The organism is Paraburkholderia fynbosensis, from assembly GCF_902859935.1.
Taxonomy (GTDB): Bacteria; Pseudomonadota; Gammaproteobacteria; order Burkholderiales; family Burkholderiaceae; genus Paraburkholderia; species Paraburkholderia fynbosensis.
Map to the genome: position 1 here is coordinate 21,220 of NZ_CADIKI010000004.1, position 24,476 is coordinate 45,695.

Consider the following 24,476-nt stretch of genomic DNA (forward strand, 5'->3'; position numbering starts at 1 on the left):
GCCGCGTCGCGTGGGCTTGGCGAGCCCGTTTTATGCGGAAACTGGCGGCAGCGTATTTGCACTTCGCCTGAAGCGATCCACGAGAAAAGTCGAGGAAGGCTCGCGCGCGCCAGCGGACAGATTGCCTGTGCTGCCCGAACAGGACGAAGAACGCCCCTTGGGAGAAGCGCTCCCTTTTCACCTGCGTTTTATTCTGGAAAGCAATCCGGTTAATGTCGGTCAACGTGTATTGGCCGAATGCCTGAAGGTATTCGGCGGAGTTGAGCGTTGCCCGAACGCCCCGCTGTAATAAACTCGTCGATAAAGGATTAGCGCGGCCATGTCCGGCAGGTGCTCTCATCGGCTCGAAGGATCAACGAAGGTTAAATACACATGCCATATTTCTTTGGAATCGGTCTTCACGTCATCGTCGCGATCTGCTTTGCGGTGCATGCGGTGCGCAGCCGGCAGGGTCTGTACTGGCTTTTCATTCTGTTCGCTTTCCCCATGCTGGGCAGCGTGGTCTATCTGTTCGCCATCTACCTGCCGAGCCTGCGCCAATCGCGCGGCGCGCGTGCGGCCACGCAAGCCATCACGCAGTTCGTCGATCCCAATCGCGCGGTGCGCGAGGCGCGCGCGCAATTCGACCGCGCGCCTACGGTCCAGCACCGTATGCGGCTCGCCGAAGCCCTGCTGGCAGTGGGTAACGCCAGCGAAGCGCTCGAGCACTATCAAGCCGCCGCGAACGGGCCGTTCGCCAACGACCCGGCGTTACTGCTCGGCCTGGGTCGCGCGCAGTTTGCGATGGGCGACTACACGGCGGCCGACGCGACGCTGGCAAGCCTGTTCGCGGCCAATCCGCAGGCCCGCAATCAAGGCGAGCCGGCGTTGCTGTATGCCCGCACGCTCGCCGCGCTGGGGTCGCCCGGAACACGTGCCGCCTTCGAACAGGCATTGATCTGCGCGAACGACGTGGCGCCGCGCTGTCTGTTCGCGGACTGGCTGGCGGCGCAGCCGGATGCGGCGGATCGTCAGCGAGCGGATCACCTGTACGCGGAAATCGTTCAGGACGCCAAACACTGGCCGCGCCACGCACGCGAGCACAACCGCGAGTGGCTGCAGCGCGCACAAAGCGGGTTGGCGACGGCATCGACCCGCAGATGAGCGGCTAGCGAACGGTTAAAGAGCGAGTCGCCGGACAGCGAGTTTCGGCTCGCGCTGGGTTTGTTCGCCTCACCACGCCTCTATGATCGGCGACGCGTCGCGCCTATTTTCTTCTTCATCGCCGCGATGAACTTTTCCGTGACCGGAGGCAGCGTGCGCCCGCGCTTCTTGATCAGTGTGATCGGCCGCACGAACGCCTGGTCGCCGATCGGCCTTGCGACCAGCCCTGGTTCGGCGAGCACTTCCCGCGCCGTGGCAGGCAGGATCGTCACACCCAGGCCGCCGCGCACCATCGCTACCGCAGTCATCATGTAGGTCGGCTCGCACGCGATCTCAGGCGCGTAGCCGCAGTTTTCAAACGCGGCATCGACAACCGCTCTGACGCTCGTCCCCTGTGCCGTCAGCACGAGCGGCACGCGGGCAAGCTCGTCGAGCTTCACGCGCCGCCCGCGGGCCAGCGGATGCTCTTTCGGGCACACCACCACCAGGCGATCGACGCCGGCATGCAACACTTCGAATGCCGTGTCGGAGAGATCGCCGCCTGTCAATCCGATGTCGACCTCTTCGCTGCGCACCAATGCATTCACTCGGTCCGCCACGACGTCGCGAATGTAGAAGCGTGCGCGCGGCACCACCTGCTTCAGATCCTGGATCAGTTCGGGCAGCACGCTTGCGGCAAAGGTCGGCAGACACGCGAGTCTCACCGTACCGCTCGTCCCTTCACCGAGCGCGCGGGCGTCGCTCAATACATGCTCCATGTCCTGAAGCGACTTTTGCAGCACCGGCAAGAGTTCGCGCCCCGCCGGTGTCAGCGTGACGTTCCTGCTGTTGCGGTCCAGCAGCCGCACGCCAACCGTCTGCTCCAGACGCCGAATCTGCACGGTCAGCGCGGGCTGCGAGACATTCAGGCGCGTGGCGGCGCGCGTGAAGCTAGCCGCGTGCGCCACGGCGATGAACGCGCGAACATCGCGGAAGGTCAGATCCATTACGTTTTGTGATCGTTGCAATCAAATCATTTCAATTGCTTTATTGTAGGCGCGAAATTACGCTGGGCCCACTAAAAGACAAATCTGGAGACAAGCTCATGCTTCCATTGCTGGGGCTGGCAACCATCGTCGTCCTGTTGGGGGCGATCCTTTCGAAACGCATGTCGCCGCTCGTCGCGCTCATCATCGTGCCTATTGCCGCTTCGCTGATCGGCGGGTTCGGCTTTCAGACGAGCAAATTCGTGATCGACGGATTGAAGAATCTGGCGCCGGTGGTCGGCATGTTCGTGTTCGCGATTCTGTATTTCGGCACCATTACCGACGCGGGCACGCTGGACCCGATCATCGACCGGATACTGCGCGCGGTAGGCACGAGACCGACGCGCATCGTGATGGGCACGACGCTGCTCGCGCTGCTGATTCATCTGGACGGCTCCGGCGCCGTGTGCTTTCTCGTGACGATTCCCGCGATGCTGCCGCTCTACGATCGCCTGAAAATGGATCGGCGCGTGCTTGCCGCCGCGGTTTCGATGGCGGCGGGCATCAACTTTCTGCCGTGGACCGGGCCGATGATCCGCGCATCGGCGTCGCTGCATCTGCCGATCTCGGCGCTGTTCAATCCGCTGATTCCCGTGCAGATCGTCGGACTCGTCTTTGTGTTCGGCATGGCGTTCTGGCTCGGCCGGCGCGAAGAAAAGCGTCTCGGGTATCGCCGCGCGGACGGCGCGGTGCCGATGCCGAGGCGCGAACTTACACCGGAAGAACAGGCGCTGCGGCGGCCAAAGAATTTCTGGTTCAACATTGTCCTGACGCTGCTGGTGCTCGGCACGATGGTCGTGCTCGGCGAAAAGGTCCCGCCCGCGATCATGTTCATGGTGGGCCTGTGCATCGCGTTGATGGTGAACTATCCGAACGTGGAGATGCAGCGCAAGCGTATCGACGCACATGCGCGCGCCGCGCTCATGATGGCCGGCATTCTTCTCGCGGCGGGCGTATTCACCGGCATCATGCAGGGCAGCGGCATGCTCAAGGCAATGGCGCAGGCGGCTGTCGGCTTTGTCCCGCAGGCGATGGCGAGCCATATCCCTGTCGCGTTGGGCCTCGTGTCGATGCCGCTCAGTATGTTGTTCGATCCTGATTCTTTTTACTTCGGCGTACTACCGGTGGTGGCCGAAGTCGCGGGACAGCTCGGCGTGCCGGCGGTGCACGTCGGCCAGGCCGCGTTGCTCGGCCAGATGACCACGGGTTTTCCGGTGAGTCCGCTCACGCCTGCGACGTTTCTCGTCGTCGGGCTGTGCGGTATCGATCTCGCCGATCACCAGAAATTCAGCTTTCCATTGCTGTTCGGGGCGTCGATCGTCATGACCATCGCGTGCGTCGTGCTCGGCGTGTTTCCCCTTTGAGTCCTTTTCGACAGGCGGTATCTGTATGATGACAACTCAATACCCACGCCGCGTGCGCATCGGCGCAGGCGCGGGTTATTCAGGCGACCGGATCGAGCCCGCGGTCGAACTGGCCGAATCCGGCAAGCTCGACTACCTCGTGTTCGAATGCCTTGCCGAGCGGACGATCGCGCTTGCCCAGCAGAGCCGCCGCAAAGACCCTGAACTTGGCTACGATCCGCTGCTGGAGGCGCGCATGAGGGCCGTGTTGCCGATCGCCGCGCGCAACGGCGTGCGCATCATTTCCAACATGGGCGCGGCGAATCCGCGAGCGGCCGCGCGCAAAACCGCGCAGATCGCGCGCGAACTCGGACTTGGCGGGCTGAAGATCGCCGCGGTCACCGGCGATGATGTGCTCGACGTCGTTCAGCGAGGTCATTTCAATTTCGAGGAGTCGGGGCAAAGCGTCGCGTCGCTCAACGATCGTATCGTTTCGGCGAACGCGTATCTCGGCGCCGCGCCGCTTGTCGCCGCGCTCGCGGCCGGCGCGGATATCGTGCTGACGGGGCGCGTGGCGGACCCGTCGCTTTTCACCGCGCCGCTGATCCACGAATTCGGCTGGAAGATGGACGACTGGAACACGCTGGGGCAAGCGACCGTCGTCGGGCATTTGCTCGAATGCGCGGGGCAGGTGACGGGCGGCTATTTCGCCGACCCGGGCTTCAAGGACGTGCCGAATCTTGCCCGTCTCGGATTTCCGATTGGCGAGGTGAGCGAGGATGGTTCCGTCATCGTCACGAAAGTCGCGCAGGCGGGTGGTCGCGTGACCGAGGCGACCTGCAAGGAGCAACTGATCTATGAGATTCACGACCCGGCGCGCTATCTGCAGCCCGATGTCGTGGCGGATTTCACCGGCGTTCGCGTAAGTGAGGAAGCGCCGGATCGTGTCCGCGTGACTGGCGGACGCGGCACGCCGCGCACCGATACGCTCAAGGTTTCAGTGGCGTATACCGACGGATACATCGGAGAAGGACAGATTTCGTATGGCGGTCCGGGCGCTGTCGCGCGCGGCCGGCTCGCGCTCGACATCGTGCGTGAGCGGCTGCAACTGACCGGCGTCCAGACGAGTGAGTTGCGATTCGATCTGATCGGTGTGAACGCGTTGCATGGCGAGACCGCGGGCACAGCGGGCGGCACAGAGCCGAACGAAGTGCGCGCGCGCGTGACTGGGCGCACCGCGTCGGCCGAGGAAGCGCTGCGGATTGGCAACGAAGTGGAAACACTCTATACGAATGGACCCGCAGGCGGCGGAGGCGTCAGCCGGTTGACGCGAGAAGTTCTCGCGGTTCAATCCGTATTGCTGCCACGCGTCGACGTCGATCCGGCATTCGAGTTTGTGGAGGCATGAAATGAAACTGCGAGAACTTGCCCATTCCAGAACGGGTGACAAGGGCAATACGTTGAACGTGTCGGTCATTTGTTACGACGCTAGCCACTATGAACATCTGCGGCGCCAGTTATCAGCGGATCGCGTGAAATCGCATTTGCGCGACGTGGTGCGTGGCGAGGTCGTGCGCTATGAATTGCCGCATCTCGCGGCATTCAATTTCGTACTGGGCGAGGCGCTTGGCGGCGGTGTCACGCGCTCGCTCGCGCTCGATGCGCATGGCAAGTCGTTGAGCTCGGCGTTGATGGCGCTGGATATTGCCGATTTGCCTTGAATGAAACACGCGGCGCGCGGCGAAGGGCGATACTCGAACGCTTCTGTTCGCCGCGGCGTGGCGACTGTGCATCGACATACACCCACGCCGCCATGCCCAATGTGAGCACGACGCGGTCGCGCCGACAGGCGGCGACTTCGTAATCGTCCGCGCGTTGCAATTCTGCCGGGCGTGATGACGAAAACCGTGCCGCTCACCTTATCGCTTGGATTGCCGCTATAGGACACACAGGCCGCGCCTGCACAGTCCATTCTGCATTGCGCCGGCCAGATTTATTCCCTACTCGACGATACCGATCAGATTGTCGATGTCTTCCTGAATGCGCATCTGTGCTTCGCGCACGGCGGCATCAGGGGTATTGGCAACGAGTGGCAGCATCAATCCCGAACCCTTGAATTCAGCTTGATAATGCACCCATGCGGCATATGTGCAAACGCCGGAAGCCTTTTGCACGAGATTGACTGTGATGTCATAGGTGCGTTGCTTGCCGTGCCGGCGCGTATATTGAAAGCGGCTTAATACAGGTTTGTACATGGCATCCCCCTTTGCCTGCGCTTTAGTTATTAACTGTTTCGTCCACGTGCGACGATTTTCCGAATGGGCAACGAGGCATCGGCATGCCGTCCACAAAAGCACTTGCACAGCGCACCGCAAATTCATAGGCGCACGCGGGACTCGCGAACTGCCCCAGATCCCCTAGGGACGTGGATTCCCCGTCTTCTTTCAGAATGCAGGCGCGGGCGACGAATGTGTGGCCGTATCTGACACTCGACGCCTGAATCGCCGCGCCACGGTGATATAGAACCATGCGTGCCCTCCAATCTCAAATCTAAGAAAGTCCATTGTAAAGTTGTCGAATATCATTTGGTAACTGTTACCTTTCTCCATCGGGTGCTTAAGTATGACGAGAGCAATGTGGGCACGGACAACGTTTGCGCGAACTACGTGTTCAATAAATCGCGTGAATAAAAACAATTGCAACTCAGCGAGAAAATTGCAGCGTCACATTTCGTGAATATGTCTGCTGTGTTGAAAGCCGAACGTCGCTAAGGCATTGCCCGGTCCAAGCGCTTTGGCGGATCATCAGCGCCGGATGCCGCGTGCCGCCTTGGTACACCATTTGCTCAGCGTTGTCGTTTTTCTCGCACGTTGCCCCTACATGTCTCGATCCCTGTCTAGTTGCAAAAGGTGGAGCGCCCGCGAAATCCGCGTATTGCACGAAGTGCCGCGCGTTCTCGTCGTCGATGACAATGCCGGCGCGGCCGAAGCGCTCGCTACCTATCTCTCCTACGAAGGCGTGGAAGCCCGCGCCGCCCTCAGTTGCGCGGATGCGCTGCGTTGCGTACGGGACTGGGTGCCGGACGTCGTCGTGCTCGACATCATGATGCCCGAGCGTGACGGCTACGAAACGGCGAGCGCCTTGCGCAGCTATCTGCCCACGCAAAGTCTCGGCATCGTTGCGTTCACCTCGCTCGACGAGGATCACGTCAAGGAAACTGGCAGGGCACGTCACAATTTCGACGGCTACTGTCAAAAAGGCACGCCGCCGACCGCTTTGCTTGCGTTGATGCGCAGGCTGTGGCGCGAATAGGGCGGGTTGCGGCGGTTCGGCTCAAGCCGGTTCCCCTGCCACCGGTTGCGCAATGATCTGCCGAACGATCGCCTCCATCAAACCCGGAAACCGAGCGTCCAGTTCCGCTCTGCGCAGCGAATTCTGATGCACGGTGCCGGCCACGCGCGTGCGCACCAGTCCCGCCTCACGCAGGATCCGGAAATGATGGGACACGCTCGACTTCGGCCGGCCGCCGTCGAGTTCGCCACAGGTGGCTTCATCCACGGTGGACAGCTGGCGGACGATTTCGAGGCGAACCGGGTCGCTCAGAGCATGAAACAGCCGCTCGAGGGTGAAGTCCTCGGCGGCAGGGTGGGTATAAGTGCGCATTCTGCAAATAGTAGAGGTTTCTGCGATACTCCGTAGTTCGATGTTTATCGAACTATCGTACAAGCCTATCTAGTGGGAGTTTAGCTTGATGTCCGCATTGTTTCAGCCCTACAAACTCAAGGACGTGTCCTTGCGCAACAGAATCGCCATCCCGCCGATGTGCCAGTACACCGCCGAAGACGGCCTGATCAACGATTGGCACCGCGTGCACCTCGCCGGTCTGGCGCGCGGCGGCGCGGGGCTGGTAATCGTCGAGGCGACGGCGGTGTCGCCGGAAGGCCGTATCACGCCAGGCTGCGCCGGCATCTGGAACGACGAGCAGGCGCAGGCTTTCGCGCCGGTGGTGGCGTCGATCAAGGCGGCCGGCTCGGTGCCGGGCATCCAGATCGGTCACGCGGGCCGCAAGGCCAGTGCGAACCGTCCGTGGGAGGGCGACGACCACATCGCCGCCGACGACAGCCGCGGCTGGCAGACCATCGCGCCGTCGGCGATTGCGTTCGGCGCGCATCTGCCGAAAGTGCCGCAGGCGATGACGCTCGACGACATCGCACGGGTCCGCGAAGACTTCGTCGCGGCCGCGAAGCGCGCCCGCGACGCGGGCTTCGAATGGCTCGAACTGCACTTCGCGCACGGCTATCTCGGCCAGAGCTTCTTCTCGACGCATTCGAATCAACGCGACGACGCGTACGGCGGCAGCCTGGAAAACCGCAGCCGCTTCCTGCTGGAAACGCTGGCCGCCGTGCGCAAGGTCTGGCCCGAGCATCTGCCGTTGACCGCACGTTTCGGCGTGGTCGAATACGACGGACGCGACGAGCAAACGCTCGCGGAGTCGATCGAACTCGCGAAAAATTTCAAGCGTGAAGGGCTCGACATGCTGAGCGTGAGCGTGGGCTTCTCCACGCCGACCGCGGCGGTTCCCTGGGCGCCCGCGTTTCTCGCGCCGATCGCGGAGCGCGTGCGCCGCGAGGCGTGCATTCCGGTTTCGTCCGCATGGGGAATCGATACGCCGGAACTGGCGGACCGCTCGGTTGCGAACCAACAGCTCGACCTGGTGATGGTCGGCCGCGCGCATCTGGCCGATCCGCACTGGCCGTATCATGCGGCGCGCAAGCTCGGCATCGAGCGCGCGTCGTGGACGCTGCCCGCGCCGTACGCGCATTGGCTGGAGCGTTACGCGGTCGCGTCGTAAGCGTTTGAACTGAAGTCGGTGGTGCCGATGAGCGCCGTTTGCCCGCTGTTGAATGCGGTGGGTGAACGGCGCTTTTTTTGCGCCATGCGGGTTTGACGTTCGACGCGCGCCATGCACGGCGCGCGGAACAGCCCTTGCTGGACCCTGCACTCATCGACCACCAGGGAGGCTCGCCCTATGAAACCTTACATCGTCGCTCACATGATGTCGTCGCTGGACGGCCGCAGTCTCACGGACGGCTGGCATCTGGACTTCGCCAGCGACCTCTACGAGACCACCGCCGCCAGCTTCGAAGCCGACGGCTGGATCTGCGGGCGCGTGACCATGCAGGAAATCTCGCACGGCGCCGATTATCCGAAGGGTCTCGCGAAGAGCGCGCTGCCTCGCACGGATCATTTCGTCGAACGCAACGCGGCGCAATACGCGATCTCGATCGATCCGCAAGGACGTGTCGCATGGAAGAGCAACACGGCACTCAAGTCGCATGTGATCGAGGTACTGACCGAAGAGGTCGCCGACGACTACCTCGCCTACCTGCAATCGATCGGCGTGTCGTACGTGTTCGGCGGCAAGCGCGGGATCGATCTCGATCAGGTGGTGCAGACCCTGACGCGCGAACTCGGCGTGAAGAAGCTGATTGTCGAAGGCGGTTCGCATGTGAGCGGGGCGTTCGTGAATGCCGGTCTGGTCGATGAAGTCAGCGTGCTGATTCTGCCGCTGGTGGATGGTCGCAGCGAGCACCCTTCTTCGTTCGAAGTCCCGATGGACAAGTGGCGGGCGCCCGCGTATCTGAAGCTGACGTCGGTAGAAAAAGCGGAGCACGACGCGGTGTGGCTGCGCTATACGAAGGCATGAATGACAACGCGCGGCAGGGTGGCCTTATGCTCCACACTGCCGCGCTGCGTCTTTGCCTGTACCCAGTGCTGCCGCTGGGATTGAATGGCGAGTCGTCAGCTCTTCGTATGTTGCGTCGACATCCACCCGCCGCTCTCACCAATCTGTGCGATCTGCTTCACCACCGCATCGGCGAGTCGCTTCGCGTCCGCTGACAGGCCGGCCCGTTTGCTTTCGGATACGGCATGCAAACCGCCACCCACTGCCGCTGTGGTCGCGATGCTGCCGGCCGCCGCGCCCACACCGGCGGTTTCGGCGACGCCCGGCGCCTTGCCGCTGTCCGCATCGGCATTAAAGCGCTGTACCAGGCGCGGCGCGCCGCCCGCTGGTTTGTACAGAATCTGCACCGTGCTGCTCACCTGGCTCTTGCCTGCACCAAGGCCGATCATCGTGCGACGGCGGCGATTGCCCGAGTCGATCGTATCGAAGCTGCCTTGCACGAGCAGCACATTCTGGTCGGCCGGGGCGGGGGCATCCGAGCGAACCGCGTGCAGACCCATCGACTGCAGTTGTTGCACGATTTCGCTGGCGACCTGCTCACGCACTGCGTCCGCATCGGCGACCTGCTTCTGTGCATCGGACGAACCGCTGAGGCGCGTCTTCAGTTTCTGCAGCATGCCGCTGTCGAGCTTGACCTGATCCGGATCAGCGTCGAACGTGTACACGTAAATCGTGTCCGGCCGCACCTGCGGCTGCGCGCTCGCTTCGCTTATGTTTCTGATGCTGCCGCCGGCGCAACCGCTCAGCAACGCGGTGCAGCAGACCATCGCCACGCAGACCAGACGGGTGGCGTTCTTTTTGAGGAAATTCACTGAAGTCAACATGTTCATCCTGTCGTCGGCACGCGGTGCCGGTAGCTTCGAACGTATCAGCCGATGATCGGGCAACCGTAGGATCGTTGATCATCGGCGAGACGTATTCGCACGTGAAACACTCTTGATCTCATGCGTCCTTGTTTCGTACGCACCGGCAGCGAACGAAGTATGGGCGAGTCGCCTGCCGAACTCCATTCAGCAATTATTTCGAGCGATGTCATGCGAGAAAACGGGGACGCGCGCGGTGTCGATGCAGTGTGGAAGCGGATCGGACCGAGGCGGGAGACACGCTAATGTGCCGGGAACGGCGTCATTCGCGTGCAATGTGAAATCGTGAAATGGCGCGGGACGTACCGCGAGAATCGGGCATCAGTTCAGCGCAAGCTTGACGATGCAACACAGGACCAACACAAGGAGGATGGCCGCAACTACCAGATTCGTCGGATATCGCATTCTTCACCACGCGCGGGCGTTTCAGTGCTCCTATCCTAATCACCTGATGGTAGATGAAAAAGTGACACTGACGCGTGAGTGTGGGGCAACCAACGTTGCATGCCAGAGGTGCGCATGGCGGATCGGCGGGAACTCTTCCAGGCGAGCGGCGAGTCGCCGCGTCGCGTATGAAAGGCTCCCGCTACAGCCGAATTACTGCGCCTGCGCCGGCATCCCCGGCGCACCATGCGGTGCCTTGCTCGCCGCGGCGAGATCCTCCGCCAAACTGGTGCGCAACGTCGCAATCGCCTGCTCGTGATTCGCGGGCTTCAACTGCTCGCGAGCCAGCGAATCGTAGATGTAATGCCGCAGCAGTGGGTCCTGCGTTTTGCCGAGCACCTCGTGATACACCGCGACGATCTCACCCGGATGGCCGCTCAGCGCATACAGACGGCGCAACTGTTCCAGATCGTTGATCACCGCAAAGCCGGGGCCCCGCGGACCCATCATCGGAACCATCGCGCCATGCGAAGGTGGACCGTCGCCGCGCTGCGCTTCGCCGTGCATCTGGGCAGATGGGGGTGAGGGCGGAGGCGCTTCCTGGGCGAGCGCCGCTGCCGCGGACACGGTCAGAACGACGGCCACCGCCGCGCTGAAAATGGCTTTTTTCATGATGTCGCTCCCATTGAGAAGAGCCGGCGCCACAGTGCGCCGGTGTAGAAGCAACGATAGTCGACATGCCGTTTCGTAGGGTTACTGAAGCCGTCATGTAACTTACCTAGCCTTGCATGCGCCGCGATGCAGGCCGCTCGAAATCGACAAAGCGGAAGAAGAACGGGCCGTGAGCCAGGGTGAGTGTCGGCTGGCGCAATGTGGCCGGATGGCGCATGATTGATCCGATGCGCCGTCCGACCCCAGATCCGGCACGCTTCGGCGGATCGTGGGTCGCGCGGCACACGTGCCTATCGGTGCGCGCGTCGGCGCAACATGCCGCGCTTGCACTGCCGGCGAGTACTCAAACCATTAAGGAGGATTTCGAATGGACCGACCTGACGCCGCCAATCCATTTGGCGATTTCACCAAAATGCTGGAGCAGTTCAAGCTCCCCGGCTTCGACGTCCCCGCCATCATGGAAGCGCGACGCAAAGACATGGAGGCCCTGGTTCAGGCGAATCAGACGGCCTTCCAGGGAATGCAATCGCTCGCGCAGAAGCAGGCCGACATGTTGCGCACGACCCTGACCGAATTGCAGTCGCTGACGGGTCAACTGTCGGCGGGCGGCGCAGCGCCTTCCACGAAAACCGCCGAGCTGATCCAGCAGAGTCTGCACAAGTCGCTCGCCGATATGCAGCAACTCGCGCAAGCCGCGTATCAGACGCAAGCCGAGTCGTATGCGGTCATCGCAAAACGCGTAGAAGAGAATGTGCAGGAGCTGAAGTCGCTGCTGCAGCAGCAGAAAAAATAGCGGGCGCTGTCGCGTCGAATCATCTGATTCGCACGCGATGCATCCCGTCAGCTGAACAGAGACCGTGAATGGCCGCCGCGCCATTCGCGGTTTTTTTTGCAGCCACTTTTCTTCACAGGAATATGCCTCGCCCGCCGTTTCTTGTCAGAGGAAAGCTGCATTCAAGGCTGGCTTTTTCAGCAGGTATTTACATCGAACTGTTCGATGCGGCGTGCGTGAACATTTTTCTTATGGGCGCCGATTCTTGGTTGCCCCATGTTCGCGTCAGATAGGACGCAATGTAAAAATGACCGCAGGAGGGCCGTCTCACGGCGGTCGCGCGTTTGGCGATCAAAGGGTGCAGGCCGGTATCCCGAGCGCTAAAGGTGTAAATCGCCACGCAAACGATTGCCGCCGCGCGCCGTCATCGCTCAAGTTTCGTCCCGTCGCTCCGTAGACGCATTCACGCAGCCCGACAGGTGCGAAGGCGACACTGGCACCACCGGTCGGAAGCGCGTCCCTTGTTTCACGTTCGTGAGCGGCGAGTGCCGGTCACGAGCGTTTCACCTCGAAGGAAATCTCGTGAAACCAATGCTGCACACCCGCATTGCCCGTGCAATGCTCGGGGCGAGCTGCGCGCTGTCGTTTGCCGCGCACGCCACGCTCGGGCAGAACGTCAGCACTGTCGACAGCGATCAGACACACCTGCACGCGGTCGCTCGCGCGGCCACCACGCAGAACGCCTATGCCGTTCATCTCCTGACGATGCCGTCGGGCACGCAGGTGCGCGAGTACGTCGGGCGCAACGGCATCGTGTTCGGCATCGCGTGGGACGGCCCGACGCTGCCCGATCTGAAGTCGATGCTGGGCGGCTCGTTCGACGCGTACGTCGCCGCCACCGCGACCCGGCGCGGCACGCCGCTCGCGGTCTCGAACAACGACCTGGTGATTTACTCCGGCGGCCATCTGCGCGCGTTCTCGGGTCATGCGTATCTGCCGCGGGCGGTGCCCGCGGGCGTCGACGTCGGCGTCATTCAATAACGGAGCGGATCATGCGTCACATGTCTTCGTGGATGACCCTGTTGTGCGCGGCGCTGCTCACGTTGCTCGTCACCGCGTGCGGCGGCGGAGGCGGCGGCTCCGGCGGCGCGAGCACCACGGCCAATTCCAGCAGCTCGACCGGTGGTGCCGCCGGTCCCACCGTGACCAATACCTCGCCCGCGCCGCAAGTGCTCGCCGCGAACGCGGTGCGCGTGACGGTCGACTCCGGCGTGAGCAACGTGCCGAACATGCCGTTCGTCAGCATCACGCTGTGCGCGCCGGGTACGAGCGAATGTCAGACCATCGATCACGTGCTGGTCGACACAGGCTCGTGGGGCGTGCGGGTGTTCGCCTCGCAACTGCCCGCGTCGATGAACCTGCCGCAGCAGAAGGACGCGTCGGGCAATCTGGTCGCCGAATGCATGCAGTTCTTCGACGGCTACACGTGGGGCTCGGTACGGCTTGCCGACCTGCAGATTGCCGGCGAAAAAGCCGCTTCGCTGCCGATCCAGGTGATCGACCCGAACTACCCGACGTTGCCCGCCGACTGCGCGAGCCTGGGCGCCTCGCGCAACACGCCGGGCACCTTGCAGGCCAACGGGATTCTCGGCATCGGCGTGTTCAGGCACGACTGCGGCGCGAACTGCGTGACGCAGGCGCTGGCCGGCACGTACTACGCTTGCCAGGGCCTGCCCTGTACGTCGATTCCGCTTGCCGAAGAATTTCAGGTGGCCAATCCGGTGCCGTACTTTGCGACCGACAACAACGGTTCGATGCTGAGCCTGCCGACGGTCTCCGGCGGTGCGGCGTCGGTGTCCGGGCAACTGGTGTTCGGCATCGGCACACAGGCCAACAATGCGCTCGGCAGTGCGCAGGTGATCGGCGTGAGTCCGTCGAACGGCACGTTCACGACGGTGCAAAACGGCACCACGTATTCGCACAGCATCCTGGACAGCGGCTCGACCGGGCTCTTCTTCCAGACCGGCGCGATGGCGGCTTGCCCGAGTCCGAATAGCGCGTACTACTGCCCGGCGTCGACCCAGCAGTTGAGTGCGCTGATCGAGGGCGCAAACGGCACGACGAGCGCGGTGAGTTTCAGCGTGGGCAATGCCGCGTCGATCGCGCAGACGTATGCCGGCGATTCGGCGTTGCCTTTGCTGGCAGGACCCGCTTTCGTGACGTCGACGATTTTCGACTGGGGGCTGCCTTTCTTCTATGGCCGCAATGTGTACGCGGCCGTCGAACAGCAGGCGACGCCGGGCGGCACCGGGCCGTATGTCGCCTATTGAGCGGCTTTGTCGCCCGCGTGCGCAATCACGCGATGCACGAAGCGCAGCTTGTCCACCACCGGCGCGGCCAGCGTGAACGGATAGCCGTCGGCCATCCCGAGACTGCGGTTGAGGCTGTTCAACGCATAGGTGAGCGGAAACCAGCGCTTCATCAGATTCTCGAAGCTGGCGTCTTCGACTGGCGTGCGGTCGGTGAGGGTCGGCTCGCTCGGGTCGTCGGGCAGCAGCGCGAGGCCGTATGACGTCGACGTGTCCAGCACGTCGACGATCAGCAGATAGTGCGCCCACGTCTCCGCCCAATCTTCCCACGGGTGCATCGTCGCATACGCGCTGATGTACGACGCCTGCCAGTCGGGCGGCGCGCCGTCGCGATAGTACGCGTCCAGCGCCTCGCCATAGTCGGCGCGCTCGTCGCCGAACAGCTTGCGGTACGGTTCGAGCCAGCGCGGGTCGTTCTGCACGAACTGATCGAAGTAATAGTGCCCGGTCTCATGACGGAAATGGCCGAGCAGCGTGCGATACGGTTCGCCCATCGCGGTGCGCACTTTTTCGCGGTGAGCGTCGTCGGCCTCGGCGATGTTCAGCGTGATGAGCCCGTTGTCGTGACCGGTCATCACGCGCGCGCCGTCGCCGCCGTCTTCGAGGAAATCGAATGCGAGACCATGCTCGGGGTCTGCCTGACGCGACTTCACCTCGATGCCGAGTTCGGCCAGCGTATAAAGTAGACGGCGCTTGGCGATCTCCAGGCGATACCAGTAGAGCCGGTTGTCCGGTGCGCCCAGATTGGGGATCGTGAGGGTCAACTGGCAAGCGCGGCACAAGGTGTCGGGCGAGTCGGCGGCGATCATCCAGTTGCAGACATTTTCGACCGCATAGTTGTGGCACTGGCGAAACAGCGCGCCGTCCGCGCCCGGATGCAGGCTGCGCCAGCGTCCGTCGCCGGCGTCTTCGAACGCGCTGATCTCCGCCAAATCCGGCACATAGCCGAGCAAGGACTCGCAAGGTTCGCAGCGAACGTTCTCGAAGAAGACGAGGTGCGAGCAGTGATTGCAATGGAAGGTTTTCATCGGGCGAGCCTGGGTGAGGGGTGGCAGTCGTGAGCGAAGTCGTGCCGCAATCTTCATGCCGCCATCGCCAGACGTCACCGGTTTAACGCACATTACGTGCATGATCGTGCATGGGCGCTGCGCCGCTTTGGTGCGTGGCCTGGCGAGAAGCGGTCAAGGCCCGGCGGCTCGTTGGTCCGGCCGCCCGGCCGGTACGGCAAAGTTCGTAGCAGCGGACGCGTCGGGGCAGTGTTGAAGCAGTACACGCGGTTCACAACGCTTGTCGCGCTCGTTCTATCCACGGCATGAAGCTTGCTTTTTGGCGGGCTGCCATCCTTCGTCCAGGAGTCCGGTGTGTCCATACGCGTCGCGTTGCATCACGTCACACATTACCGCTACGACAGGCTGGTTTCGCTGTCGCCCCAGGTCGTGCGGCTCAGGCCTGCGCCGCATTGCCGGACCCCGATTCTCGCCTATTCGATGCGGGTCGAACCAGCCGAACACTTTATCAACTGGCAGCAGGATGCGTTCGCCAACTATCAGGCACGGCTCGTCTTTCCGGAGAAGACGCGCGAATTCAAGGTGACCGTGGATCTGGTCGCCGAGATGGCCGTCTATAACCCGTTCGACTTCTTTCTCGAACCGTCCGCCGAGCAGTTCCCGTTCGCTTATGAGCCCGGTCTCGCGCTCGAACTCGCGCCGTATCTGATCAGGCGCCCGATGACACCGCGCTTCGCCGAATTCGTTGCGAGCATCGACCGCACACCTACCGGCACCGCCGACTTCCTCGTCGCGTTGAATCAGCGGCTGCAACGCAAGATCCGCTACCTGATCCGGATGGAGCCGGGCGTGCAGACGCCCGAGGAAACGCTCGTGAGCGCCGCGGGCTCGTGCCGCGATTCGGGCTGGCTGCTGGTGGAGACCCTGCGGCAATTGGGACTGGCGGCGCGCTTCGTGTCCGGCTACCTGCTGCAGCTCGCGCCCGACGTCAAATCCATCGACGGCCCGAGCGGCACCGAAGTCGACTTCACCGACCTGCATGCGTGGTGCGAGGTGTATCTGCCGGGCGCGGGCTGGATCGGCTTCGATCCGACCTCGGGCCTGCTCGCGGGCGAAGGGCATATTCCGGTGGCCTGCACGCCCGAGCCGGGGAGCGCTGCGCCGATCTCGGGCGCGGTGGATGAATCCGAAGTCGAGTTCGATCACACGATGTCGATCGAACGGGTGCTGGAGACGCCGCGCGTGACGAAGCCGTATAGCGAAGCGGTGTGGCGCGACGTGCTGAAGATGGGCGAGCAGGTCGATCAGCGGCTCGCCGACATGGACGTGCGGCTGACGATGGGCGGCGAGCCGACCTTTGTGTCGGTGCGCGACCGTGACGCCGCCGAATGGAACACCGACGCGCTCGGCCCGACCAAGCGCGGCTATGCGGTCGCCTTGATGGACAAGCTGCGCGCGCGTTACGGCGCGGACGGCTTCCTGCATATCGGTCAGGGCAAGTGGTATCCGGGCGAGCAGTTGCCGCGCTGGGCAATGTCACTCTACTGGCGCGCCGACGGCGAACCCTGCTGGCAAAACCCGGCGCTGTTCGCCGACGAACGCGAGCCTGGCCGCTACACCGCGGGCGACGCGCAACGCTTTCTCGCGCATCTCGCGGGCAAGCTGTCGCTCGACACGGACTGCATCCAGCCCGGTTTCGAAGACGTCTGGTACTACCTGTGGCGCGAGCGCCGCTTGCCGGTCAACGTCGATCCGTTCGACGCCCGCCTCGATGATGAACTGGAGCGTGTGCGCTTGCGTCGCGTGTTCGATGCGGGCTTGAGCGGCGCGACCGGTTACGTGCTGCCGCTCGCCCGCGAGCGCGACGTGCCGAACGAAGCGCCGAAGTGGGTCAGCGGCCGCTGGTTCTTCCGCGACGACCGCATGTATCTGATTCCCGGCGATTCGCCGATGGGCTACCGGCTGCCGCTCGACTCGCTGCCGTGGGTGTCGAAGACCGACTATCCGTATCAGCACGCACACGATCCGTTCGCGCCGCCGGTGCCGTTGCGTTCGTCCGCGCAATTGCGCATGCAGTACGACAATGAACAACGCGACGCGAGCCAGGCGCCGACGCTTGTCGAGAAGCGACGCGCGGCTGCGTTGTCGCTGTCGGCGGGCGATCTGCTGAGCGGCATGGCGGGCAGCGGCGTGCTCGCCTACGCGCGCCAGCCGGGCGACGCGCAGACGCCGGCGCGCGGGCAGTCGTCGAAGGAAACGCTGCGCACGGCGATCTGCGTCGAGGCGCGCGACCCCAAACGCGCGGCCGGACCGAAAGCCGAAGCGGATGCGTTCGGCAGCGGCCGCTCGCTGCTGCATGTGTTCATGCCGCCGCTCACCGAACTCGACGATTATCTCGACCTGCTCGCCGCGATCGAAGCGACGGCCGCCGAGTTGAAGATGCAGGTCGTGCTCGAAGGCTATCCGCCGCCGCGCGACGCGCGCCTGAAGATGCTGCAGGTGACGCCCGACCCCGGCGTGATCGAAGTGAACATTCATCCGGCCGCGAACTGGGAGCAACTGGTCGATCACACCGAGTATCTGTACGAGTCGGCGGCGCAGAGCTATCTGAGCAGCGAGAAGTTCATGACCGACGGGCGCCACACCGGCACCGGCGGCGGCAATCACCTCGTGCTCGGCGGCGCGACGCCCGCCGATAGTCCGTTCCTGCGCCGGCCCGATCTGCTCGCGAGTCTGATCGCGTACTGGCACAACCATCCATCGCTGTCGTATCTGTTCTCGGGGCTTTTCATCGGGCCGACCAGCCAGGCGCCGCGCATCGACGAAGCGCGCAATGACCAGGTCTACGAACTCGAAGTTGCGTTGCGCGAGTTGCAGCGGCAGATCGACCTGCTGGGCGGCCGCGACAGCGCGAACCTGCCCGCGTGGATGATCGACCGCTCGTTGCGCAACATCCTGATCGACGTGACCGGCAACACGCATCGCGCCGAGTTCTGCATCGACAAGCTCTATTCGCCCGACGGCCCCACTGGACGCCTCGGCCTGCTCGAATTGCGCGGTTTCGAAATGCCGCCGCACGCGCGCATGAGTCTCGTGCAGCAGTTGCTGCTGCGCGCGCTGGTGGCACGCTTCTGGCGCGAGCCGTACACGCAGCGGCTCACGCGCTGGGGCACCGAGCTGCACGACCGCTTCCTGCTCGGCAGCTTCGTGAAGATGGATTTCGACGACGTGCTCGATGAGCTGAACCGTGCCGGTTTCGCGTTCGACAGCAGCTGGTTCGCGCCGCACTTCGAGTTCCGCTTCCCGCTGGTCGGCGAGACCACGGTGAGCGGCGTCGCGCTGACGATCCGCAGCGCGCTCGAACCGTGGCATGTGATGGGCGAGGAGGGTTCGGCGGGCGGCACGGTGCGTTATGTGGATTCGTCGGTGGAGCGGCTCGAAGTGCGCGCGCTCGGTCTGAACGGCAACCGCCATGTGCTGACCGTCAACGGTGTGCCGGTGCCGTTGCAGCCGACGGGCCGCGTCAGCGAATACGTGGCCGGTGTGCGCTTTCGCGCCTGGTCGCAGCCGTCGGCGCTGCATCCGACCATCGGCGTGGACGCGCCGCTCACTTTCGATCTGGTCGACACCTGGACCGGCCGCTCGGTGGGCGGATGCCAGTATCATGTCGCTCATCCGGGCGGGCGCAACTATCAGACCTTCCCGGTCAACGCCTATGAGGCGGAAAGCCGGCGGCGCGCGCGCTTCTTCGCGTCGGGTCATACGCCGGGGCCGCTCACGGTCGACCTGCCGCAGCGCAGTCTCGAGTTTCCGTTCACGCTCGATCTGCGCTACTGGTAAAACCGCACATACTTAGAACGATACGACCTTGGCCTTTCAATCGACTTTTCCCTTCGAAGCGTCCGCGGCGCGCGCGGACGCTTCGTCCCTGTTACGGCTGTTGCCGGGCTACGACGGACATTGGGACGAGTTGCGCGACGAAGCGGGCGTGCTGCGCGAGCCGTGGCGGCAATTCTTCGAGCGGCTTGGCGAGGACGGGGTCGCACGGTTGGAAGATCACTGCGCGTCGGTCGCGCAGCAGGTTCGCGACAACGACATCAGCTACAACGTCTATGCGGATAACGGCGAGTCGCGTCCCTGGGCGCTCGACCTGCTGCCGCTCCTGATCAGCGAGGACGAGTGGGCGCATATCGAGCGCGGCGTGACGCAACGCGCGCATCTGCTCAATGCGATCGTCGCCGACATCTATGGGCCGCAAACCCTGCTCGAACGTGGGCAACTGCCGCCCGCGCTGGTATTCGGGCATCCCGGCTATCTGCGCTCGGTCAAGGGCTTCACACCGCCGGGCGGCCAGTACCTGCAAGTGGTCGCGGTCGATCTTGCGCGGACGCCGAACGGCGAATGGACCGTGATGGCGCATCGCACCGAAGCGCCCTCCGGTCTCGGCTATGCGCTGGAAAACCGGCTGATCGTGTCGACGCTGTTTGCCGAGCCGTTCCGCTCGATGCGCGTGAGCCGCCTCGCGCCGACCTATTCGCAATTGATCGCGACGCTCGCGCAATCGGCACGGTCCACGATGCGGCACGATCCTGGCGCGGCGGGGTTGCCGCAGTCGCCGCACATCGCGCTGCTTACGCCAGGGCCGTTCAGCGAAACCTATTTCGAGCACGTGTTTCTCGCGCGCTATCTCGGCGTCACGCTGGTCGAAGGCAAGGACCTGACCGTGCGCGACGACATGCTCTATCTGAAGACGCTCGCCGGGCTCGAACGCGTGCACGTCGTGCTGCGCCGGCTCGATGACGCGTTCTGCGACCCGGTCGAACTGCGCGCCGATTCGAGCATCGGCGTGCCCGGCCTGCTGCAGGTGATGCGCGCGGGCAACGTGATCGTGTCGAACGTGCCGGGTTCGGGCTTTGTCGAGTCGCCGGCCTTGCACGGTTTTCTGCCAGGCGTCGCGGAGGTGCTGCTCGGCGAAGACCTCGTGTTGCCGAGCGTCGCGACCTGGTGGTGCGGCGAAAAGGCGGCGCGCGAGCATGCCTTCGCGCGGCTCGACGAAGCGTTCATCGTGCCGACCTGGCCGGTGACCGGGCGCGATGCGCCGCCTGGCATCGAACAGGGCAAACAGACGCTGTCGGCGTGGCGCGAGCGCATCGACGCGACGCCCGACACGTACACGATCCAGCAGGCGCAGCGCTTCTCGTGCACGCCGCGTTACGAGGACGGCACCATCGGCCGCCGTCCGGCGGTGCTGCGCGCCTATGCGATTGCCGATGTCAACGGCGGGTGGCATGTGATGCCGGGTGGCTTCACCCGGATGGCCGCCGAGCGCCAGGCGACCGTATCGATGCAGTACGGCGGCAGCAGCGTCGATACATGGGTGCTGTCGAGCCAGCCGACGTCGACCTTCACGCTGCTGCCTTCGCCGATGCAGCCTGCCGATCTCGCGCGCAAGCACCGCACCGTGTCGAGCCGCGCAGCGGAAAATCTGTTCTGGGCCGGACGTTACGGCGAGCGCGCTGAAAACAACGTGCGGCTGCTGCGGCTGATTCTCGGCTCGCTGGAAGGCAACGATGCCGACGCGATGTTTCCGACCCTGGTCGAACTCGCGATGCAATGTGGCCTCGTGCAATCGGGCGACATGTCCGCGCCGTATTCGCCGCAAACGTTCGAGCGCGCGCTGGTCGCGAATCTGAGCGAGGGCACCGGAGCCGCAAGCATCGGCCAGAATCTGAACTGCCAGGCGCGCTCGAATGGCGAAGTGCGTGGGCGGCTGTCGAACGATCACTGGCGCACGATTCTCGCGTCGCGCAACGACTTCCGCGATGTGTTGCAGACCTTGATGCCGGCTGTGGGGTCAGGCGGCGGTTCAGTGGGGCAAGGTAGTGGGAATGGGAATGGCAGCGGCAACGGCGCGAATGGTCGCGGCGGACGCTACGACCGTTATGACCGCATCACGCTGGTCAACGCGCTCGAACGCCTGTCGGTCCAGTTGTCGGCGATCAGCGGCGCGCAGGGCGACCGCATGACACGCGACGAAGCGTGGCGTTTGCTGTTCGTGGGACGTCACATCGAACGCGTGGCGGCGATGACCTCGTTACTGCGTGTGATCGCCGAGCACGGGCAACTCGCCACGCCCGCGGGGTTCGATCTGCTGCTGCAACTGTTCGACAGCACGCTCACGTACCGCTCGCTCTATCCAGGGCGCTTCGAAGTGCCGGCCTTGCTCGACCTGCTGGTGATCGAGCCGACCAACCCGCGCGGCATCTACGGCGTATACGAGCGTTTGCGCAAGAAGCTCGACGAGATCGCGCTCGCCGCGGGCAGCGTGCGGCATCGTCCGTTCGCGGAGTTGATGCCGCCTGCGGCGTCCCTGCCGTCGCTGGAATCGCTGTGTGAAGTGGATGAAAACGGCGCTTACCGTCACTTGATGGCGGTTTGCGATCAGATCGGCGGGTTCGTCGGGGCGGCCGCACATGAGATCAGCGCGCGCTATTTCAGCCACGCGAGTACCGTGACTTCGCAGGTGTGGTCATGAAGCACGCGCCGACCGTGCTGTCAGTTTCGCATCGCACGACTTACGTTTATTCGACTTATGTCGAGACCGCGCAGCATCTCGCGACGATCCGGCCGATCGCCTGTGCGTGGCAGCGGCTGGTCTCGCATAGCGCGCGGATCGAACCCGAACCGTCGTATCTGCACAGCCGTGTCGATGCGTTCGGCAACGATGTCCTGTACTTCGCGCTGGACGCGCCGCACGAGCGCTTGCAACTCGTCAGCGAAACGACGGTGTCGCTGACGCCGCGCTGGACCGACCTCGATCCCGACGCCACACCTCCATGGGACGACGTGGCCCAAGCGCTGCAGTTTCGCGTCGGCGGGCAGTTCAGGCCCGAGGTGGAGTTCTGTTTCGCGTCGCCGAATATCGTACCGAGGCCGTCGCTGCGCGCCTATGCACTGCCGAGCTTTCCGTCGGGACGGCCGATCGCCGCAGGCGCGATCGATCTGATGCATCGGATTCACGACGACTTTGCGTACAAGCCTTCGGCGACGATGTTCGATACGCCGGCCGAGCGCGCGTTCGAATTGAAGAGCGGCGTGTGCCAGGACTTCGCGCAGGTGATGATCGGCTGTCTGCGCTCGCTGGGTTTGCCGGCGCGCTATGTCAGCGGGTATCTGCGTAACGATCCGCCGCCGGGGCAGCCGCGGTTGATCGGCGCGGATGCGTCGCATGCATGGGTGTCGGTGCATTGTCCCGGCAGCGGCTGGATCGATCTCGATCCGACCAACGACGTGCTGGCCGATGTCGATCACGTGACGCTCGCGCTTGGCCGCGATTACAGCGACGTGTCGTTGCTGCGCGGGATGATTCTTGGAGGCGGCGCCCATCAGGTGGAAGTGGGTGTGACGGTGATTGCGCTTTAGTGGCACCCCGTCTTTGCGCGCATTTCATGCCGGCTTGGGGAAATCCCTTGCCCTTCATTCCCACTCAGTGGGAATTTCATTTTTGAAATCTGAGAACGTTCTGGCATCCTGAGCCCTTGTTGGATGGCGGGCGGTGTGATGGTGAACGTGGAACAGGGTGTGACAGGGGCTGAACGGGTGCTGCTGGTGCTGGCGGCGCTCGCCAGTCATGGCAAGGCAATGTCTGTCAAGGATCTGCTAGCCGTGACCGGCCTTGCGCAAAGCACACTGTACCGGCAGATCGCGCTGCTCAAGCGCTGGGGGTTCGTCGCCGAAAACGCGGGGTATTACGCGCCCGGTCCGATCAGCCTGCAACTCGCGCTTGGCTTCGATGTGAATTCGTTACTAGTCGAAGCGAGCCGCAGCGAAATGCAGCAACTCGCGCGGGCGTCGCAGGAAAGCATTGGACTGGTGGTCGCGGTCAAGCATCAGGTGATGTGCCTCGAGATGGTCGACAGCCAGCATTCGTTGCGCTGTTCGTTCGAGAAGGGCCGCGCCGTGCCGCTCAAGGCGGGCGCTTCGGCGAAATCGCTGCTGGCGTTCATGGCCGACAAGGCGCGCGCCGAAGTGCTCGACAGCGTGTTCGATAACGATCCCGTCGGCCGTGCCGCAATCGAAGCAGAACTCCAACAGATTCGCGCCCAAGGCTACGCCGTGAGCGACAGCGAAGTAGATCCGGGCGTGTGGGGCGTCAGCGCCCCGATCTTTCATCGCAGTGGACGCAGCGCCGGCAGCGGCGCATCGATCACGCTGATGGCGCCGTCCACGCGTGCCATCGGCCGCGAAAGCCAATTCATTGACGGGACGCTACGTACGGCCCGCGCCATTTCCGAGCATATGCAATCCGATTGACTGGACCAGGCTTTTCGGTTTCACGCTCAATACGGATTCCGAACGAATCGCACGAATCGATAGAGCCACAAGGAGCCTACTTCATGAAACTGCAACGACTGTTGTCCCTCGCATGCGTCACGTTCGCCGTGACGTTGGCCGGCTTCTCCGGCGCAGCGTCGGCACAAACGCCGGACGTGCTGAACGTCGCCACCGACGCCACCTTCCCGCCGATGGAGTTCACCGAGAACGGCGCGCGTACTGGTTTCGACGTCGACCTGATGAACGCGCTCGCAAAGGCGATGGGCAAACGCGTGCAATGGACCGACATCGACTTCAAAGGGCTGATTCCGGGTTTGATCGCGCATCGTTTCGACGCTGCGATCTCCGGTATCTACATTACCGACGAGCGGGCGAAAGTGGTCGACTTCACCGATCCGTATTACGCGGGCGGCTTGGCCGTGCTGGTGAAAAGCGATTCGCCGATCAAGACGGTGGCCGATCTGAACGGCAAGAAAGTCTCGGTGCAGGTGGGCACGAAGTCGGTGAACTTCCTACGCGACAACTTCCCGCAGATCAATCGCGTCGAGGTCGAGAAGAACCAGGAGATGTTCGATCTGGTGGGGATCGGTCGTGCCGACGCTGCCGTGACGGGCAAGCCGGCCGCGTATCAACTCGCGAAAACGCGCAGCGGCTTCCGCGTGCTCGACAAGACGCTGACGACCGAAGCCTACGGTATCGCCGTGCGCAAGGACGAGCCGCAACTGAAGGCCGCCTTCAACACCGCGCTCGCGAAGATCAAGGCTGACGGCACGTATGCAGCGATCGTCAAGAAGTGGTTCGGCGCGAGTGTGCAATAA

At 63.5% G+C, this 24,476-nt stretch carries 23 protein-coding genes; 16 read left to right on the plus strand and 7 right to left on the minus strand.

What is annotated here, in order from left to right:
• The first annotated feature begins 16 nt into the window (after positions 1-16).
• A complete protein-coding gene (locus tag HV770_RS07840) occupies positions 17-289 on the plus strand; it encodes a hypothetical protein (protein WP_175158872.1) in 273 nt (90 codons plus the stop codon).
• 83 nt (positions 290-372) lie between these two features.
• Entirely contained in the window at positions 373-1,143 is a 771-nt protein-coding gene (locus HV770_RS07845) for a tetratricopeptide repeat protein (protein WP_175158873.1), read from the plus strand.
• A gap of 80 nt (positions 1,144-1,223) precedes the next feature.
• On the opposite strand, the gene HV770_RS07850 is transcribed toward HV770_RS07845, so the two are convergent.
• The gene (locus HV770_RS07850; RefSeq protein ID WP_175158874.1) at positions 1,224-2,129 is read right to left on the minus strand and encodes a LysR family transcriptional regulator; all 906 of its coding nucleotides are present in this window, start codon (positions 2,127-2,129) and stop codon (positions 1,224-1,226) included.
• A 98-nt stretch (positions 2,130-2,227) separates the two neighbouring features.
• Between HV770_RS07850 and HV770_RS07855 the strand changes: the two genes are divergently transcribed.
• The 3 genes from HV770_RS07855 to HV770_RS07865 are packed head-to-tail and all read left to right on the plus strand — an operon-like array spanning position 2,228 to position 5,232.
• On the plus strand, positions 2,228-3,532 hold the full coding sequence (locus HV770_RS07855; protein WP_175158875.1) for a CitMHS family transporter: 1,305 nt from the start codon (positions 2,228-2,230) through the stop codon (positions 3,530-3,532).
• A gap of 25 nt (positions 3,533-3,557) precedes the next feature.
• The gene (locus tag HV770_RS07860) at positions 3,558-4,919 is read left to right on the plus strand and encodes an acyclic terpene utilization AtuA family protein (RefSeq protein WP_425497380.1); all 1,362 of its coding nucleotides are present in this window, start codon (positions 3,558-3,560) and stop codon (positions 4,917-4,919) included.
• Between the two features lies 1 nt (position 4,920).
• A complete protein-coding gene (locus tag HV770_RS07865) occupies positions 4,921-5,232 on the plus strand; it encodes an AtuA-related protein (RefSeq protein WP_175158876.1) in 312 nt (103 codons plus the stop codon).
• A 279-nt stretch (positions 5,233-5,511) separates the two neighbouring features.
• Here HV770_RS07865 and HV770_RS07870 read toward each other — a convergent pair whose 3' ends face one another.
• Positions 5,512-5,766 (minus strand): hypothetical protein, encoded by a 255-nt coding sequence (locus tag HV770_RS07870; protein WP_168666618.1) that lies wholly within the window; start codon positions 5,764-5,766, stop codon positions 5,512-5,514.
• Between the two features lie 670 nt (positions 5,767-6,436).
• Here HV770_RS07870 and HV770_RS07875 point away from each other — a divergent pair.
• Positions 6,437-6,823 carry a response regulator gene (locus HV770_RS07875; protein WP_425497385.1) on the plus strand — a complete coding sequence of 129 codons (387 nt, stop codon included), beginning with the start codon at positions 6,437-6,439 and terminating at the stop codon, positions 6,821-6,823.
• Between the two features lie 21 nt (positions 6,824-6,844).
• Here the strand turns inward: HV770_RS07875 and HV770_RS07880 are convergent, their stop codons facing one another.
• Positions 6,845-7,174, minus strand: coding sequence for an ArsR/SmtB family transcription factor (locus tag HV770_RS07880; protein ID WP_175159172.1), 330 nt, complete (start codon positions 7,172-7,174; stop codon positions 6,845-6,847).
• A gap of 88 nt (positions 7,175-7,262) precedes the next feature.
• Here HV770_RS07880 and HV770_RS07885 point away from each other — a divergent pair, with 88 nt between their 5' ends.
• The gene (locus HV770_RS07885; RefSeq protein WP_175158877.1) at positions 7,263-8,363 is read left to right on the plus strand and encodes an NADH:flavin oxidoreductase/NADH oxidase; all 1,101 of its coding nucleotides are present in this window, start codon (positions 7,263-7,265) and stop codon (positions 8,361-8,363) included.
• On the opposite strand, the gene HV770_RS39355 is transcribed toward HV770_RS07885, so the two are convergent.
• A complete protein-coding gene (locus HV770_RS39355; protein ID WP_281366198.1) occupies positions 8,345-8,476 on the minus strand; it encodes a hypothetical protein in 132 nt (43 codons plus the stop codon). The two genes, HV770_RS07885 and HV770_RS39355, sit on opposite strands and share 19 nt — an antisense overlap.
• A 64-nt stretch (positions 8,477-8,540) precedes the next feature.
• Here HV770_RS39355 and HV770_RS07890 point away from each other — a divergent pair, with 64 nt between their 5' ends.
• Positions 8,541-9,218: a dihydrofolate reductase family protein gene (locus HV770_RS07890; RefSeq protein ID WP_175158878.1), complete on the plus strand. Its 678-nt coding sequence runs from the start codon at positions 8,541-8,543 to the stop codon at positions 9,216-9,218.
• A gap of 95 nt (positions 9,219-9,313) precedes the next feature.
• Here HV770_RS07890 and HV770_RS07895 read toward each other — a convergent pair whose 3' ends face one another.
• Complete coding sequence (locus HV770_RS07895; protein WP_175158879.1) at positions 9,314-10,081, minus strand: DUF4410 domain-containing protein; 768 nt, start codon at positions 10,079-10,081, stop codon at positions 9,314-9,316.
• 636 nt (positions 10,082-10,717) lie between these two features.
• Entirely contained in the window at positions 10,718-11,176 is a 459-nt protein-coding gene (locus HV770_RS07900; protein WP_175158880.1) for a hypothetical protein, read from the minus strand.
• A gap of 367 nt (positions 11,177-11,543) precedes the next feature.
• On the opposite strand from HV770_RS07900, the gene HV770_RS07905 reads away from it, so the two are divergent.
• The 3 genes from HV770_RS07905 to HV770_RS07915 all read left to right on the plus strand — a co-directional run bounded on the left by HV770_RS07905 (position 11,544) and on the right by HV770_RS07915 (position 14,278).
• Complete coding sequence (locus HV770_RS07905; RefSeq protein ID WP_121323486.1) at positions 11,544-11,969, plus strand: phasin family protein; 426 nt, start codon at positions 11,544-11,546, stop codon at positions 11,967-11,969.
• A 570-nt stretch (positions 11,970-12,539) separates the two neighbouring features.
• The gene (locus tag HV770_RS07910; protein ID WP_175159173.1) at positions 12,540-12,989 is read left to right on the plus strand and encodes a DUF2844 domain-containing protein; all 450 of its coding nucleotides are present in this window, start codon (positions 12,540-12,542) and stop codon (positions 12,987-12,989) included.
• A gap of 11 nt (positions 12,990-13,000) precedes the next feature.
• A complete protein-coding gene (locus HV770_RS07915; protein WP_175158881.1) occupies positions 13,001-14,278 on the plus strand; it encodes a DUF3443 domain-containing protein in 1,278 nt (425 codons plus the stop codon).
• Here HV770_RS07915 and HV770_RS07920 read toward each other — a convergent pair.
• Complete coding sequence (locus HV770_RS07920; RefSeq protein ID WP_175158882.1) at positions 14,272-15,345, minus strand: zinc-binding metallopeptidase family protein; 1,074 nt, start codon at positions 15,343-15,345, stop codon at positions 14,272-14,274. The two genes, HV770_RS07915 and HV770_RS07920, sit on opposite strands and share 7 nt — an antisense overlap.
• Positions 15,346-15,678: 333 nt before the next feature.
• Between HV770_RS07920 and HV770_RS07925 the strand changes: the two genes are divergently transcribed.
• From HV770_RS07925 to HV770_RS07945, 5 genes are all read left to right on the plus strand, one after another.
• Positions 15,679-19,164 carry a transglutaminase family protein gene (locus tag HV770_RS07925; protein WP_175158883.1) on the plus strand — a complete coding sequence of 1,162 codons (3,486 nt, stop codon included), beginning with the start codon at positions 15,679-15,681 and terminating at the stop codon, positions 19,162-19,164.
• A gap of 28 nt (positions 19,165-19,192) precedes the next feature.
• Positions 19,193-21,859 (plus strand): circularly permuted type 2 ATP-grasp protein, encoded by a 2,667-nt coding sequence (locus HV770_RS07930; RefSeq protein ID WP_175158884.1) that lies wholly within the window; start codon positions 19,193-19,195, stop codon positions 21,857-21,859.
• Positions 21,856-22,746 carry a transglutaminase family protein gene (locus HV770_RS07935; RefSeq protein ID WP_175158885.1) on the plus strand — a complete coding sequence of 297 codons (891 nt, stop codon included), beginning with the start codon at positions 21,856-21,858 and terminating at the stop codon, positions 22,744-22,746. Before HV770_RS07930 ends, HV770_RS07935 begins: the two co-directional genes overlap by 4 nt.
• A gap of 138 nt (positions 22,747-22,884) precedes the next feature.
• Positions 22,885-23,637, plus strand: coding sequence for an IclR family transcriptional regulator (locus tag HV770_RS07940; protein WP_246290778.1), 753 nt, complete (start codon positions 22,885-22,887; stop codon positions 23,635-23,637).
• A gap of 83 nt (positions 23,638-23,720) precedes the next feature.
• Positions 23,721-24,476 (plus strand): transporter substrate-binding domain-containing protein, encoded by a 756-nt coding sequence (locus HV770_RS07945; protein WP_175158887.1) that lies wholly within the window; start codon positions 23,721-23,723, stop codon positions 24,474-24,476.